Here is a 13,460-nt window from a genome sequence, read left to right as displayed (position 1 = left end):
ATGGGTGGGCATCCTTTGCGGCTGTTCGCGCTGTTGCTGCTGACGCTGTTGCTGCAGGCCTGTGACGGCATGGTGCTGTACAGCAACCTCAGCGAGCGTGAGGCCAACAGCATGGTTGCCGCCTTGCTGCGCGAGGGCATCGCCGCCCAGCGCCAGGTACAGGAGGACGGCCGGATCACCGTCAGCGTGCCCCAGGAGCGCCTGTCCGACGCCGTGGCCCTGCTCGACGAAGCCGGCCTGCCGCAGCAGCAGTTTTCCAACATGGGCGAGGTGTTCAAGAACAACGGCCTGGTGTCCTCACCGGTGCAGGAGCGGGCGCAGATGGTCTATGCGCTCAGCGAAGAGCTGTCGCACACCGTGTCGCAGATCGATGGCGTGCTGTCGGCTCGGGTCCACGTGGTGCTGCCCGACAACGACCTGCTCAAGCGGGTGATCTCGCCATCGTCGGCCTCGGTGCTGATCCGTTACGAGGCCGATACCGACATCGACCAGCTGATTCCGCAGATCAAGACCCTGGTTGCCAACAGCATTTCCGGGCTCAACTACGACGGCGTGTCGGTCACCGCGATCAAGGCGGCGATCCGCAACCTGCGTGACGATGCGCGGCCGCCGCTCAGCTCCTTTCTCGGCGTGTGGATGCTCGACGAGAGCGTGTCGCGGGCACGTACCCTGTTTTTCGGCGCCCTGTTGCTGTTGCTCGGCATGGCCGGCGCCCTGGGCTGGCTGCTGTGGCGCGAGCGCCAGGGGCAGGGCACCTACGTGCTGAGGGAAAGCGAGTGAGCCAGGTGTTGCGCGATGCCTGGCGCATGTTGCTGACCCGGCCGATGGCATTCGTCGCCCGGGATTGCCTGGAGGCTGCGCTGCTCGGTGCGGTGCCCCGTGAGCGGGTGCTCGAACTGATCGAGCAACGCCGCTTCGAAGCACGTCTCGGCGAGCTGCTGGTTTCCTACTACGGGTTGCAACCGTTGGGCGGCGCCGGCGAGGTGGTGGACGACGACCTGCCGGTGCTGCTCCTGCCGCCGCCAGCCTTCAGCCAACTGGCCAGCGCCTGTGGCGCCTGCCGACATGCCGTGGCCCTGGCCCGGGAAATTCGCGGGCCGATGGTGCAGCAGCTGCGCGAGCGGCTGGGTGATGCCACCTACGACCTGGCCATTGGTTGGCGCGAAACACCGGCCGGTACGCCCACGCTGATGAGCGGCGATGCCTTGCTGGCCGCCATCGAGGCGGATGGCCAGCGCTGCGTGGAGGCCTGGATGGCGGCCCAGCCGACAGCCCTGCAAGGCTGGTTGCGCCTGCGCTTCGGCTTGGCTGCACCGCTGTCGAGCGGCAGTGCCGATGACGTCCAGCTGGTGCGTCAGGTCGCCCTTGCCATCAATGATCCTGCCGAGCGAGGCGCTGCATGAGCACGCTGCCAGGCAAGCCGGGCCAGCGCATCCTGCGTGCCGAGGAGGCGGCGCAGTGGCTCGACGGCTACGCCTTCATGCAGGCGGCCCGCGAGGAGGCCGAGCGAACCCAGGCAGCCTTGCAGCAACTGCGTGACCAGGCGCGAGACGAGGGCCTGGCGGCCGGCCTCGCCGAGGGGCAACGCGAAGCGGCGCTGTTGCTGGCGCGCACGACGCAGCAGGTCGATGATTACCTGGCCGGCCTGGAAGCGCAGATGGCCGACCTGGCGCTGGGCATCGCCCGGCAGGTGATCGGTGAGCTGGACGACGCCACCCGCCTGGCACGGTGCACGCGCCAGGCACTTGGCGCCTTTCGCCACGCCCAGCGGCTGCGCCTGCAGGTGCCGCCGGATCAGCTCGCCACCGTGCGTGAGCAACTGCGCGACCTTGGCGAGCGCCTCGAGGTGGAGGCCGATGACAGCCTCGCTGCCGGCCATGCGCGGTTGAGCAGCCCCCAGGCCAGCGTCGAGCTGGACCTGCACACCCAGCTGCAAGGCCTGCGCCAGGCGTTGTTGCCCGGCAGCCTGGAGGGCGGCGATGAACGCGCCTCTGCGTGACCTGCTGCCGACCCTCAGCGCGCGCCTGGTCGATGCCCAGCCACGGCCGTTACGCGGGCGCATCCGCAGCATCCGCGGCACGCTGATCCAGGCCAGCGTGCCGAATGTGGGCATTGGCGAGCTGTGTCGGCTCAGCGACCCGGCCAGCGGGCGGGTGCTCACCGCCGAGGTGGTGGGGTTCGATGGCGATGAGGCGATTCTCTCGCCCGTCGGTTCCCTGGAGGGACTGTCGACCCGTACCGAAATCGTCGCCACTGGCGAGAGCCAGAGCGTGCTGGTGGGCGATGCCTTGCTGGGGCGGGTGATCGGCCCCCTGGGTGATGTGCTCGATGGCGGTGCGCCGGTCAGCGGTCTGCATCGCTATCCGCTGCAGGCCGAGCCGCCTGCACCCTTTTCCCGGCAGATCGTCGCCCAGCCGATGCCACTGGGCATCCGCGCCATCGACGGTCTGCTCACCGTGGCCCGTGGGCAGCGCATGGGCATCTTCGGCGAGCCCGGGGTCGGCAAGTCGTCATTGCTGGCCAGCATCGTGCGGCGCAGCGAAGCCCAGGTGATCGTCATCGGCCTGATCGGCGAGCGCGGCCGCGAGGTGCGCGAGCTGCTCGACGTGCACCTGGGCGCAGAGGCGCGGGCGCGCACCGTCGCCGTGGTCGCCACCTCGGATCGCCCGGCCACCGAACGGGTCAAGGCGGCGCTGGTGGCCACCTCCCATGCCGAATACCACCGCGACCAGGGCCGCCATGTGCTGTTGCTGCTCGACAGCCTGACCCGCTTCGCCCGTGCCCAGCGCGAGATCGGCCTGGCCATCGGCGAGCCGCCGACCCGTCGCGGTTATCCGCCTTCGCTGTTCTCCGCCTTGCCGCGCCTGCTGGAGCGCTCGGGCCCGGCGGCCACCGGCAGCATCACGGCGCTGTACACGGTGCTCACCGAGGGCGATGCATCCCTCGATCCGGTGGCCGAGGAGGTGCGCTCGATCCTCGACGGCCACCTGGTGCTCAGCGCCGAGCTGGCCCAGCGCAACCATTTCCCGGCCATCGACGTGCTGCAGAGCCGCAGCCGCCTGATGGATCGCGTGGTCGAGCCGGAGCAGCGGCAGCTGGCCGGCCACCTGCGTGCCCTGATGGCGCGGCACGCCGATATCGAGTTGTTGCTGCGCACCGGCGACTACGTGGCTGGCAGCGATCCGCTGGCTGACGAGGCGATCGCCCGCCAGGGCGCCATCGAACAGTTCCTGCGTCAGGACGCCGCCGAGCCCAGTGGCTTCGACGACACCCTGCGCGCGCTGCGCAAGGTGCTCGGATGAGCGCCGTTGGGCAGCTGGACGCGCTGCGCCGCCTGCGCGTACGCCGTGCCGAAGCGCAACTGGCCAATTGGCAGGCGCGTTGCCAGCAGGCTGCCGCCGAACTGCAGTGCGCCCAGGCGCGGGTCAGCGAGGCACTGGCGCTGCTCGAAGGCGAGGCCGGGCAGCTGCAGGCCCTGCTCACCGCAGGGGCGCTACCGGTGGGCCAGTACCGCAGCGCGCTGGAGCTGCTCGACGCGCTCGAGGCACAACGGGGCCACCTGGCGGAGCAGGCCGACCAGGCCTCCCGTCAGCTTGAAGAGGTGCAGGCCAGCCGTGACCAGGCCCAGCAGCACTGGCTGCGTCGGCAGTTGCAGTGCGAGGCGCTGGAGCCCTTGCTGCAGCACCATGCCCGCCGCCAGCAGCGCGCCGCCGAGGCCCGCGAGGAAAGCCTGGCCGAAGACCGTCCCCATGGAGCCCTGCGCCGATGAACTGTCGCCAAACGCTGCCCGTGCCGGTATTGCCCCTGCTGCCGCAACTGGATGTCGCCAGGCAGGCGCTGCTCAATCGGCTGCTGCGCCGGCGTCAGCCCTGGCAGGGCCAGATCGCCGGTGTGCGCCTCGAAGCCGCCGTCGGCGGCGCGCCCCTGCAGGACGCCGCGTGCGTCGTACCAGGGCGCTTGGGCACGGCTGCGCTGCACCTGCATCTGGATGCCGCCTTGCTCGAGCGATTGCTGGCATCGCTGGCGCTGCAGCGCGACTTCGAGGGCCTGCCGGCGGCGTTGCAGAGCGTGCTGCTGGAAAAGGCGCTGCTGCCCTGGATCGAGCCGCTCGAAGTTGCCCTGGGCCAACCGGTGAGCCTGGACGCCGCCTCGCAACCCGACGACCTCATGCTCACTCTGCAACTCAGCGCAGACGGTACCCCGCTGGGCATGCTCACCCTGGAACTTAGCCACGCCGCCGCGCAAGGCGTCGCCGATCTGCTGGAACGCTACCTGCCGGTGGCGCGTCATCCGCTGCCGACCTTGCAGCTGCGCCTGGCTCTGCAGCGCGGCTGGCAGCCCCTGAGCCTGGGCGAACTGCGCAGCCTGCGGCCGGGCGACGTGCTGATGCTCGACTGCCCGGCGGATGCCGACGGCCTGCTGGTGCTCGCCGGTGGCCACCGGCAGGCCCGTTTCAAACGCCAGCAGTCCGGCTTGCACCTGCTCGAAGCCCTGCAACCGATCAACCCGACGATGGAGAACGCCATGGGGCAAGACGCCGATGATGCGCAACTGGACGATGTGCCGCTGACCCTGGTCTGCCAGATCGGCAGCCTGGAGATGCCCCTGGGACAGCTGCGCGAGCTGGGCGAGGGCAGCGTGCTGGCATTGCCCGACGCTGATGTTCAGCAGGTCGAGCTGCTGGTCAATGGCCGCTGCGTAGGGCGCGGCGAGCTGGTTGCCATCGGCGATGGGCTTGGGGTGCGCCTGACCCGGTTCGCCAGCCTATGACGGATTACCAACCGAATCTGCTGGAAATCATTCTGGTCGTCACCACGATCGGTTTGATTCCCCTGGCGGTGGTGACCCTGACCGGCTTTCTGAAGATCTCCGTGGTGCTGTTCCTGATCCGTAACGCCCTGGGCGTGCAGCAGACGCCGCCGAACCTGGTGCTCTACGGCATCGCCCTGATCCTCGCGGTGTACGTGACCACGCCGCTGATCGGCGAGATGTACCGCGAGGTGGAGGGCCGCTCGATCAGCTTGCAGAACGCCGAGGAGTTGCGCGAGCTGGGCGACGCCCTGCATGCGCCCTTGCAGACCCACCTGTCACGTTTCGCCAACCCGTCCGAGCGCGCCTTCTTCGTGCAGGCCACCGAGACCGTGTGGTCCGAGGAGGCCCGCGCCGACCTGCGCGACGACGACCTGGTGGTGCTGATTCCGGCGTTCGTCAGCTCCGAGCTGACCCGGGCCTTCGAGATCGGCTTTCTGCTCTACATCCCCTTTCTGGTGATCGACCTGCTGGTGGCCAACGTGCTGATGGCCATGGGCATGATGATGGTGTCGCCGACGCTGATCTCGATCCCCCTGAAGATCTTTCTGTTCGTCGCCGTCAGCGGCTGGTCACGGCTGATGCACGGCCTGATCCTCAGCTACGGAGGAGGGTAACGCATGGGCCAGGACGTATTTCTGTCGTTGATGAAACAGGCGCTGATGACCGTGCTGCTGCTCAGCGCCCCGGCGCTCGGGGTAGCCATCCTCATCGGCCTGGGGGTCGGCCTGTTGCAGGCGCTCACCCAGATCCAGGACCAGACCCTGCCACAGGCGGTCAAGCTGGTGGCGGTGCTGCTGGTGCTGGTGCTGATCGGCCCGCTGCTGGCCACCCAGGTGGCGGCGCTGGCCAGCCACGTGCTGGACAATTTCCCCGCCTGGACGCGCTAGGGCATGGATGCCGATATCGGTCTGGGCATCGCCGAGATCGCTTATCCGGTGATTTCGGCGGCGGCCCTGGCGGTCTGTCGGGCGCTCGGCCTGGTGTTCATCACCCCGGCCTTCAATCGCCTGGGGCTGACCGGCATGATCCGCAGCTGCGTGGCCGTGGCGATCTCCGCGCCGATGTTTCTGCCGGCGTTCTCGGCGCTGACCGCCCTGGAGGACTACGGCAGCTTTTTTCTCGCCGGTTTGATGGTCAAGGAGTTCCTCATCGGGGTGACCGTGGGCCTGCTGTTCGGCATACCGTTCTGGGCCGCCGAGGTGGCCGGCGAGCTGGTCGACCTGCAGCGCGGCTCGACCATGGCGCAACTGGTCGACCCCTCCGGTGCGGGTGAGTCCGGGGTCACCGCAACCCTGCTCAGCGTCACCCTGATCACCCTGTTCTTCATGTCCGGCGGCTTCATCCTGATGGTCGACGGCTTCTACCACAGCTACCAGCTCTGGCCGGTTACCGCCTTCACCCCGGTGATCGCCAGCGCGGCGCTGGAGGCGGTGCTGGCGATTCTCGACCAGGTGATGCGCATCGGCGTGCTGATGGTGGCGCCGCTGATCATCGCCCTGCTGGTGGCGGACATGATGCTCGCCTACCTGTCGCGCATGGCGCCGCAGATGAATATCTTCGACCTCTCGCTATCGATCAAGAACCTGATCTTCACCTTTCTGATGGTGCTCTACTGCGGCTTCCTGATCCCGCTGATGCTCGAGCAGCTGGCGGAATTTCGCGGCACCGTCGAGGTACTCAAGACGCTGTCCGGCGCGGGTGAGCCCTGATGGCCGGCAACAGCGGCAGCGAGGAGAAATCCCAGCCGGCCTCCGACAAGAAGCTGCGCGAGGCGCGGCAGAAAGGCCAGGTCTCGAAAAGCCAGGACATGGTCTCGGCGGTGGTGCTGCTCGGCTGCTCGGTGTGCATCGCCTTTCTCGCCGGCGTCGCCGAGTCACGGGTGCGCGGCCTGCTCGACCTGGCGGCGACCATCTACGTGGAGCCCTTCGCCACGGTGTGGCCGCGCCTGCTGGAAAGTGCCCAGCAGGTGCTGCTGCGTACCGCGTTTCCAATCCTCGGGGTGACGGTGGTCTGCGTGATTCTTACCAACATCGTGACCATGCGTGGCGTGCTGTTTTCCGGCGAACCGATCAAGCCGGAAATCTCGCGCATCAATCCGGTCGAAGGGGCCAAGCGCATCTTTTCCATGCGCAATTTCATCGAGTTCCTCAAAAGCCTGATCAAGGTGGTGGTGCTGTCGGTGGCCTTCTACGTGGTGGGGCGCATCGCCTTGCAGGCGCTGATGGAGTCGTCGCGTTGCGGTGCCGGCTGCATCGAGTCGGTGTTCTTCGTGCTGCTCAAGCCGTTGCTCGCCACGGTGCTGCTCACCTACCTGCTTATCGGCGGCGTCGACGTACTGCTGCAGCGCTGGCTGTTCCAGCGCGAGATGCGCATGACCCGCAGCGAGCAGAAGCGCGAGCGCAAGGACATGGACGGCGATCCGCTGATCAAGCGCGAACGCCAGCGCCAGCGCCGCGAGATGCAGGCCCTGAGCAGCCGCAAGGTCGGCATCGCCCATGCCACCCTGATGATCGGCAGCGAAGACGGCTGGCTGGTCGGCGTGCGCTACGTGCGTGGCGAAACCCCGGTGCCGGTGCTGGTGTGCATGGCCTCGGGCGAGGACGCCAAAGCGCTGCTGGCGCAGTCGGCGAGCCTGGGGGTGCCCCGTAGCCCGGACGCCAGGCTGGCGGCCGAGATCGCCAAGCGGGCGGTGAAGGGCGAGCCGATTCCGGCCAATACCTTCCAGCCGGTGGCCGATGCGCTGGTTGCCGCACGGCTGATCTAGGGCTGTCGTGGGGGCCGCCGTCCGGCCACGATGCCCTAGGGGCTGTGCTCAGCGAACCTGGTAGCGCAACGGCTCCTGGGCTGCCGGCTCCTCCACCCGGGGGCGCGACGAGCGATCACGGTAGGGGCCGAGGCCGAGGGCGGCCAGGGTGAGTTCCAGGCCCAGGGACTGGTTGCCATCGGTGGAACAGGCCCAGGTGAGCGCCGAGCGGATGGTGTCGCTCTCCGCACCGTAGAGGTTCTTCCAGGCTTCCGGCACCACGGCGTCGAGCTGGCTGGCCGCCTTCTTCACCACCCCCAGGGCGTAGGCCGCATGGCGGGCGACGAGGCGCTGGGTGCTGCCGGTCTGGTCGAGCTTCTCCAGGGCATAGAGGCGCTCGCTCTTGGGCATCTGGTAGTACTTGAGGGTGTCATCGCGGTGGGCGATCAGCAGGGACTTGTCCACCAGGCTTTCGATCAGCGGCAGGGGGTCGCCCGACAGCACCGCGTCGCCTTCGACCAGCGCGCGCACGGCGTTCAGGGTGAAGGTGCCGTTGAAGATCGCCACCAGCCGCAGCATGGCCTGCTCGGCTGGTGCCAGGGTCTGGTAGGACCAGTCCAGGGTGGCACGCAGCGAGCGATGACGGGGCGGTGCGGTACGGCGGCCTTCCATCTGCAGGCGGAACTCACCATCGAGCAGCTCGGCCAGGGGCTCCAGGCCAAAGGCGCTGACCCGGGTCGCGGCGATTTCGATATCCAGGGGAATGCCGTCGAGCTTGCGGCAGATGTTGATCACGTCCGCCACGTTGCCGTCATTGAGGGTGAAGGCCGTGTCGCTGGCCTGCACCCGTTCCACGAACAGCTCGATGGCCGGATACCCCAGCGCCTGTTCGGCATTGGGGTGCTCGCAGGCGGCGGGCAGCTGCAGGGGCAGCAGGCGCTCGATCTGCTCACCGGCTGCGCGCAGCGGCTCGCGGCTGGTGGTCAGGATGGCGCAATCGGGGGTCCACTTGAGCAGGGTTTCCACCACCAGCGCCGTGCCGTCCAGGGCCTGCTCGCAATTGTCGAGAATCAGCAGTTGGCGTCGTTGCTGCAGGTGCTGCACCACTTCACGCAGGGGATCGCTGCTGGCCGGCAGGCCCAGGGCTGCGGCCAGGGCGTGAGGGATGCGGTTGTTGTCGTCGATTTCGCTGAGGTCGACGAAGCAGGTGCCATGGGGCATGTCGCCGGCGAGCTGATTGCCGAGCGCCAATGCCACGGTGCTCTTGCCGATGCCGCCAGGGCCCACCAGGGATACCAGGCGCGTGTGCTGCAGCTGCTCGGCCAGGCGCTGCAGCACCGTATCACGGCCCAGTGGCCGGGTGATCAGGCTGGGCAGCGACTGCAGACGTTCCGTCATGGCGGGCTCGCTACCGGCCGCATAGGGCTCGGTATGCGCCACGAAGCGGTAGCCCCGGCCCGGCACGGTCACGATGTATTCGAAGCCGGTTTCGTCCTCGCTGAGCACCCGGCGCAGGGCGACGATCTGCGCACGCAGGTTGCACTCTTCGACGATGACCTTCGGCCAGGCGCAGGCGATCAGCTCGGATTTCTCCAGCAGCTCTCCCGGCCGCGCTGCCATGGCGATCAGCAAATCCAGCGCACGGCTGCCCAGGCTGACCGGTTCACCGTGCTTGAGCAGCAGGTGCTGGCGTGGGTAGAGGATGAAGGCGCCGAACCGCACGGCGCCTTCGCTGCTGAATGGTGCATGGTCGTAAGGCGTCTCGGTCGGCGTGGTGGTGCCGAGAGTGGTCGAATACATGCCTATAGTCCCTCGAGGATTATGGTTGTTGTACGCACTGGTGACGGTTGCGCACAGGCGCACCAGGTCATGCTCGGGTTCGGTTCGCATGGAGGCCCGACGCGGCGGTCGCTGGCGGAACGTGCCGGTGCGGCAGTTTGAATAGGCAAGAAGATCCCTCCAGAACGTACTTGTTTTTGTATATCACCGCAGTGCTGCAAAGCGGTGTCGATCAGAGGCGGGGTGTACTTCGCAATTAACGTGCCGCGCTGGAAGCCTTCTCGGCGATTGCTAACTGATTGATTGTCAATGGCAGCGGCAGTCTGGCCGGCCGAGCCCGTTCGGAACTTCGGATAGCGCCGCAAAAGCTGTTCGGGAATCCGACCCGAGGCAAGTGCGGCGAGCGTGGTCGGTGGCATGTCGCGTTGCTCCTGACAGTCTGTTCAGCGCCGCCCTCCTGTCCTGTTAAGGGCCATATGTCGCCGTGAAAAGCTGCGAAATCCTTCGCGATCAGGTTGTTACATCAATGTGACGATTGCTTGAATGAGAGGGCAGCAGACCGCGCTTTTTGCGTGCACCGTTCTCGTTTCCGTCAACCGACGGTGCATCACGCATTGGCCTGCGCCGTTCAACAAGTGCCATAGCCACCTTCTTTCGCACAAGGAGCGCAGCGCCGTTTTGCGACCTTGTCCACTTATCGAGCCGGAGCGCAAAGCCGATGAGCACCATCGATACAACAAGACCAGAACGCGTGACCGGACAAACCGGCGATACCGATTTCGACGACAAGCTGCGTGAAGCGCAGAGCAAGGGCGGGCAGCTCGACAAGGAAGGCATCGAGGCCTACAAGGAGTACCGCGGCCCCTATCTGGACGGCAAGCCGCCACTGGCCGAGAGCAATCACCAGTGGAAGGAGGAGGACATCGCCAACGTCGAGACCGAGTGGCTGTCGTCCAGCGGCCACCGTCTCATGCTCTGGGACGACCTGCTGCTGGTGACCATGAAAAACGGTGATCAGGTTCTGGTGCACGCCGGCGTCAACCCGCGGCTGCATGAGGTGGCCAAGGAAAAACTGGATGCCGGTGACGTCCCCGGGCCACCGGCCTGGACCGAGAAGGAGCTGTCCGAGGAGCATGAAAACTGGCTTGGCCAGCGCGAGGCCGGTGGTTTCGAGGTGGTCACCTCCGCCGACGAGATACCCGAGCTGGGGGATCTGCGCTTCATCGAAGACGGCTACATGGACATGAGCGCGGCGGTTTATCACCCCGGCAACGGCTTTCAGCTGACCGTCGACGACAACGGTGCCTATGGGGCGAACGACACGGCGCTGTTCACCACGGCCGATGGCAAGAAGTACGCGGTGTCCAAGGAGGTCTCGCCGGAAGCCTACAAGAAGGTCAAGGAGCTGGCCGAGACCCGCGACAAGATCGAGAACAAGATCGACGATGACGGCTACAAGGTGATGAGCGGCCGGGATGATATTCCGGTGGTTACCGACGACACCAAGGTGGAAACCCTGGCGCCTGGTGTGCTGGCCGTGGAAACGCCCCGGAAGGGCAAGTTCATCGTGATCGAGAGCGTCACCCCCGAGCATTTCGCCAACCTCAGCGGGGTGCAGGCCGAGAAGCAGCAGGGCGCCGTCGACAAGGCGTTCGAGGACCGCGACCTGCCGCCCGCCAAGGAAACCGACCTGATGCTCGCCGAAACCAGCGAGAAGAAGGACGGCAAGGCCAAGACCGTCGGCGAGCTCTACTACGACAATCTCAAGGAGGCCTACAAGGACAAGCCCGCCGACTCCAAGGAGGCCAAGTACCTGCGCCTGCTCGAGGCCCGGGCGATGCTCAATGGCGGCTTCCAGTTCCTGCCCTACACCACCACCAACGGCGCGTTCAGCGGCACCACCAATACCAGCTACGGCAAAGACCCCAAGGAAATGAGTCCGTCCGAAATGCGCGGGCTGGTGGACGAGGGCAAGCTCGGTGAGGAGCTGCTGGCGCTGATGACCGACGAGGACATCGCCGCCGACAACGAGCGCTTCCTCAAGGAGGCGATCGACAAGGTCGAGGACAAGGACGGCTTCAAGGACAAGTTGGCCGAGACCCTGCGCGACCCCGAGTACAAGGAGGCGCTCGAGGCGTTGGAGAAGGACAATCCTGAAGGCGCAGCGGCGCGCTACGCCGCCGACATGCAGTCACTGAGCCTTCTTGATTCCGAACTGGCGGCGCAGATCGACACCGAGTTCAAGTTCGGCATTCCCATCGAGCAGCTCAACGAGCTGTACAAGGATGGCATCGACGGCGTGGGCGAGGAGAACATCGACAAGGCCACCACCGACATGGTCTCCACGCTGCTCACCACCATGATGACCTCGGTGCTGGGTACCAAACGCGGCACCGACATCTACAACTACTTCTTTGGCGGCGGCAAGGAGAAGGGCCAGGCCAAGCCCGAGCTGAATGCCGAGGAACAGAAGCTGGTCACCGCGGCGGAAAATTCCCGGGAGCCGCTGACCCAGCTGCTCAAGGACAGCGCCACCGAGAGCATCAAGGATCCCTCGGGGAATGGCGGCGCCATCACCGCCGAGAAGATTGAAAAAGCCGTGCAGAAGGTCCCCCTGGCCGAGCGCGACGGTGTCGCCGGGGTACTGGGCAAGCTTGGCAAGACCGGGGTACTGAGTTCCGGTGCCGGGTTGATCTCGATGGTCGCCGGGATCTACAAGCTCTCCGATGGCGGGCTGAACTTCGGCGACACGCCGGCCGAGCGTATCGAGGCGGCCAAGAACTTCGTGACTACCATCAGCATGATCTCACCGATGGCCGTCATGGTTACGGGTGCCTACGAAGAACTGTTCCGCAAGCCAGGCGTTGCGGACTCGCTGGGGCTAGGCAAGAGCCTCAAGGAAACCGTCTGGGACAAGCACTTCAAGCCCAAGGACGTGTCGGAAACCGACGCCATCGAACTCAAGGAACGGCAGCAGAAGCTCGATAACCTCAAGGAGCTGCCCCAGCTCGATATGGGTGACAAGTTCACCGCCGACAGTTTCTGGCAGGAGTTCGATGACACCACCCGTAAATCACGGCCGAGAGTCGAGGACCTGATCGAACAACTGCCGCCGGAGCAGCAGGACGCGGCGCGCAGCAGCTTCCTCAGCGTCACCGACAGGAACCCTGAGTTGAGCAAGGTGCCCGAGGCCGACCGGCTGCGCTGGGTGGGCGGCGCGCTGTCGACCATCGGCGGCGCCGCCGACGTGGTGGGCGGGGTGCTGGATCTGGTGCTTGGCGGTATGGGCATCGACAAACTGCGCAAGGAAGGCGGCACGCCGGAGCAGTTCGCGGCCAAGAGCCTGCAGCTGGTTGGCGGCACCGCAGGGCTGGTGATGGGCGGTGCCGGCCTGGCTGCGGCCATCGGCGTGGGCTCGTCGGCGGTGGCCGGGGTGGTGGGCGCCGCTGCCGGCGGCGTGGGCGCGGTGCTCGGTTTCATCGGCGCCATCATCGGTGGCGTGGTGGCCCTGAAGAAGAGCGAGGAGACCGTCGAGAAGGTGCGCGACTATTTCCGCGAACTGGACAAGGACGGTGTGCTGGAGAAAGAGTGGGGCGACAAGCTCAACTACCTGGTGCACATGAGCTACGAGTACAACTACTACGAAGGAAAGTACGAGGACCGCTTCGACGCCTGGTACCCCGAGGACATTCCGGTCTGGGAAGCGCAGCCCGAGCACTACAAGGAATTCACCGAGAAGGTCGAGAAGGACGGCAAGATCGACGATGACTGGTTCACCGACAATATGCAGGACCTGGTCACCTACAACGACAAGTTCGACGCCGATTTCTACCGCGACAACAAGGACAAGATCGACCGGATCGTCGACAACTGGGAGCAGTGGCAGGGCAGCGACGACATCATCAGCGACAAGGATTTCAACAAGCTGCTCAAGGGCGACGACCGCTTCGACAACTCCAAGGAAGACATCGATGCGGTGCGCTTCCTGATGGAGAACAAGGAGTTCTTCGAGTTCCTCGACACCATCCGCTTCCACCCCAACAACACCAAGGCAGACGGCAAGATCAGCCGCAAGGACGTCGACAAGTGGCTGGAGCAGGTGAGCTGAGGTCGACAGCGCCGCTCG

At 66.2% G+C, this 13,460-nt stretch carries 12 protein-coding genes; 11 read left to right on the top strand and 1 reads right to left on the bottom strand.

The features are described 5' to 3' along the window. The 10 genes from sctJ to K8U54_RS08535 are packed head-to-tail and all read left to right on the top strand — an operon-like array spanning position 1 to position 7,576. Positions 1-780 (top strand): type III secretion system inner membrane ring lipoprotein SctJ, encoded by a 780-nt coding sequence (gene sctJ, locus K8U54_RS08580; RefSeq protein ID WP_249909735.1) that lies wholly within the window; start codon positions 1-3, stop codon positions 778-780. Further along, positions 777-1,403 (top strand): hypothetical protein, encoded by a 627-nt coding sequence (locus tag K8U54_RS08575; protein WP_249909734.1) that lies wholly within the window; start codon positions 777-779, stop codon positions 1,401-1,403. The genes sctJ and K8U54_RS08575 overlap by 4 nt, the downstream gene beginning before the upstream one ends. After that, complete coding sequence (gene sctL / locus K8U54_RS08570; protein ID WP_249909733.1) at positions 1,400-1,999, top strand: type III secretion system stator protein SctL; 600 nt, start codon at positions 1,400-1,402, stop codon at positions 1,997-1,999. Before K8U54_RS08575 ends, sctL begins: the two co-directional genes overlap by 4 nt. Next, positions 1,980-3,302, top strand: coding sequence for a FliI/YscN family ATPase (locus K8U54_RS08565; protein WP_249909732.1), 1,323 nt, complete (start codon positions 1,980-1,982; stop codon positions 3,300-3,302). The genes sctL and K8U54_RS08565 overlap by 20 nt, the downstream gene beginning before the upstream one ends. Then, positions 3,299-3,769 (top strand): hypothetical protein, encoded by a 471-nt coding sequence (locus K8U54_RS08560; RefSeq protein ID WP_249909731.1) that lies wholly within the window; start codon positions 3,299-3,301, stop codon positions 3,767-3,769. The genes K8U54_RS08565 and K8U54_RS08560 overlap by 4 nt, the downstream gene beginning before the upstream one ends. After that, complete coding sequence (gene sctQ / locus K8U54_RS08555) at positions 3,766-4,770, top strand: type III secretion system cytoplasmic ring protein SctQ (RefSeq protein ID WP_249909730.1); 1,005 nt, start codon at positions 3,766-3,768, stop codon at positions 4,768-4,770. The genes K8U54_RS08560 and sctQ overlap by 4 nt, the downstream gene beginning before the upstream one ends. Further along, positions 4,767-5,426: a type III secretion system export apparatus subunit SctR gene (sctR, locus tag K8U54_RS08550; RefSeq protein ID WP_042556778.1), complete on the top strand. Its 660-nt coding sequence runs from the start codon at positions 4,767-4,769 to the stop codon at positions 5,424-5,426. Before sctQ ends, sctR begins: the two co-directional genes overlap by 4 nt. 3 nt (positions 5,427-5,429) lie before the next feature. Then, positions 5,430-5,699: an EscS/YscS/HrcS family type III secretion system export apparatus protein gene (locus K8U54_RS08545; protein WP_042556779.1), complete on the top strand. Its 270-nt coding sequence runs from the start codon at positions 5,430-5,432 to the stop codon at positions 5,697-5,699. 3 nt (positions 5,700-5,702) lie between these two features. Beyond that, positions 5,703-6,521 (top strand): type III secretion system export apparatus subunit SctT, encoded by an 819-nt coding sequence (gene sctT / locus K8U54_RS08540; RefSeq protein WP_070885073.1) that lies wholly within the window; start codon positions 5,703-5,705, stop codon positions 6,519-6,521. Continuing rightward, positions 6,521-7,576, top strand: a complete 1,056-nt coding sequence (locus tag K8U54_RS08535; RefSeq protein WP_249909729.1) for an EscU/YscU/HrcU family type III secretion system export apparatus switch protein — start codon at positions 6,521-6,523, stop codon at positions 7,574-7,576. The genes sctT and K8U54_RS08535 overlap by 1 nt, the downstream gene beginning before the upstream one ends. A gap of 48 nt (positions 7,577-7,624) precedes the next feature. Here K8U54_RS08535 and K8U54_RS08530 read toward each other — a convergent pair whose 3' ends face one another. After that, a complete protein-coding gene (locus K8U54_RS08530; RefSeq protein ID WP_249909728.1) occupies positions 7,625-9,355 on the bottom strand; it encodes an ATP-binding protein in 1,731 nt (576 codons plus the stop codon). Positions 9,356-10,085: 730 nt separating this feature from the next. Between K8U54_RS08530 and K8U54_RS08525 the strand changes: the two genes are divergently transcribed. After that, the gene (locus tag K8U54_RS08525) at positions 10,086-13,442 is read left to right on the top strand and encodes a hypothetical protein (RefSeq protein WP_249909727.1); all 3,357 of its coding nucleotides are present in this window, start codon (positions 10,086-10,088) and stop codon (positions 13,440-13,442) included. Positions 13,443-13,460: the final 18 nt, after the last annotated feature.

Source organism: Pseudomonas fulva (genome assembly GCF_023517795.1).
Classification (GTDB): Bacteria; Pseudomonadota; Gammaproteobacteria; order Pseudomonadales; family Pseudomonadaceae; genus Aquipseudomonas; species Aquipseudomonas fulva_D.
The sequence above is the reverse complement of the archived record's forward strand: the minus strand, read 5'-3'. Positions and strand labels throughout refer to the sequence as shown.

Coding starts and splice junctions, on each gene's coding strand:
- K8U54_RS08530 (WP_249909728.1), bottom strand. CDS start 9,355: ATGTATTCGACCACTCTCGGCACCACCACGCCGACCGAGACGCCTTAC.
- K8U54_RS08565 (WP_249909732.1), top strand. CDS start 1,980: ATGAACGCGCCTCTGCGTGACCTGCTGCCGACCCTCAGCGCGCGCCTG.
- sctJ (WP_249909735.1), top strand. CDS start 1: ATGGGTGGGCATCCTTTGCGGCTGTTCGCGCTGTTGCTGCTGACGCTG.
- sctL (WP_249909733.1), top strand. CDS start 1,400: ATGAGCACGCTGCCAGGCAAGCCGGGCCAGCGCATCCTGCGTGCCGAG.
- sctT (WP_070885073.1), top strand. CDS start 5,703: ATGGATGCCGATATCGGTCTGGGCATCGCCGAGATCGCTTATCCGGTG.
- K8U54_RS08560 (WP_249909731.1), top strand. CDS start 3,299: ATGAGCGCCGTTGGGCAGCTGGACGCGCTGCGCCGCCTGCGCGTACGC.
- K8U54_RS08535 (WP_249909729.1), top strand. CDS start 6,521: ATGGCCGGCAACAGCGGCAGCGAGGAGAAATCCCAGCCGGCCTCCGAC.
- K8U54_RS08545 (WP_042556779.1), top strand. CDS start 5,430: ATGGGCCAGGACGTATTTCTGTCGTTGATGAAACAGGCGCTGATGACC.
- sctR (WP_042556778.1), top strand. CDS start 4,767: ATGACGGATTACCAACCGAATCTGCTGGAAATCATTCTGGTCGTCACC.
- sctQ (WP_249909730.1), top strand. CDS start 3,766: ATGAACTGTCGCCAAACGCTGCCCGTGCCGGTATTGCCCCTGCTGCCG.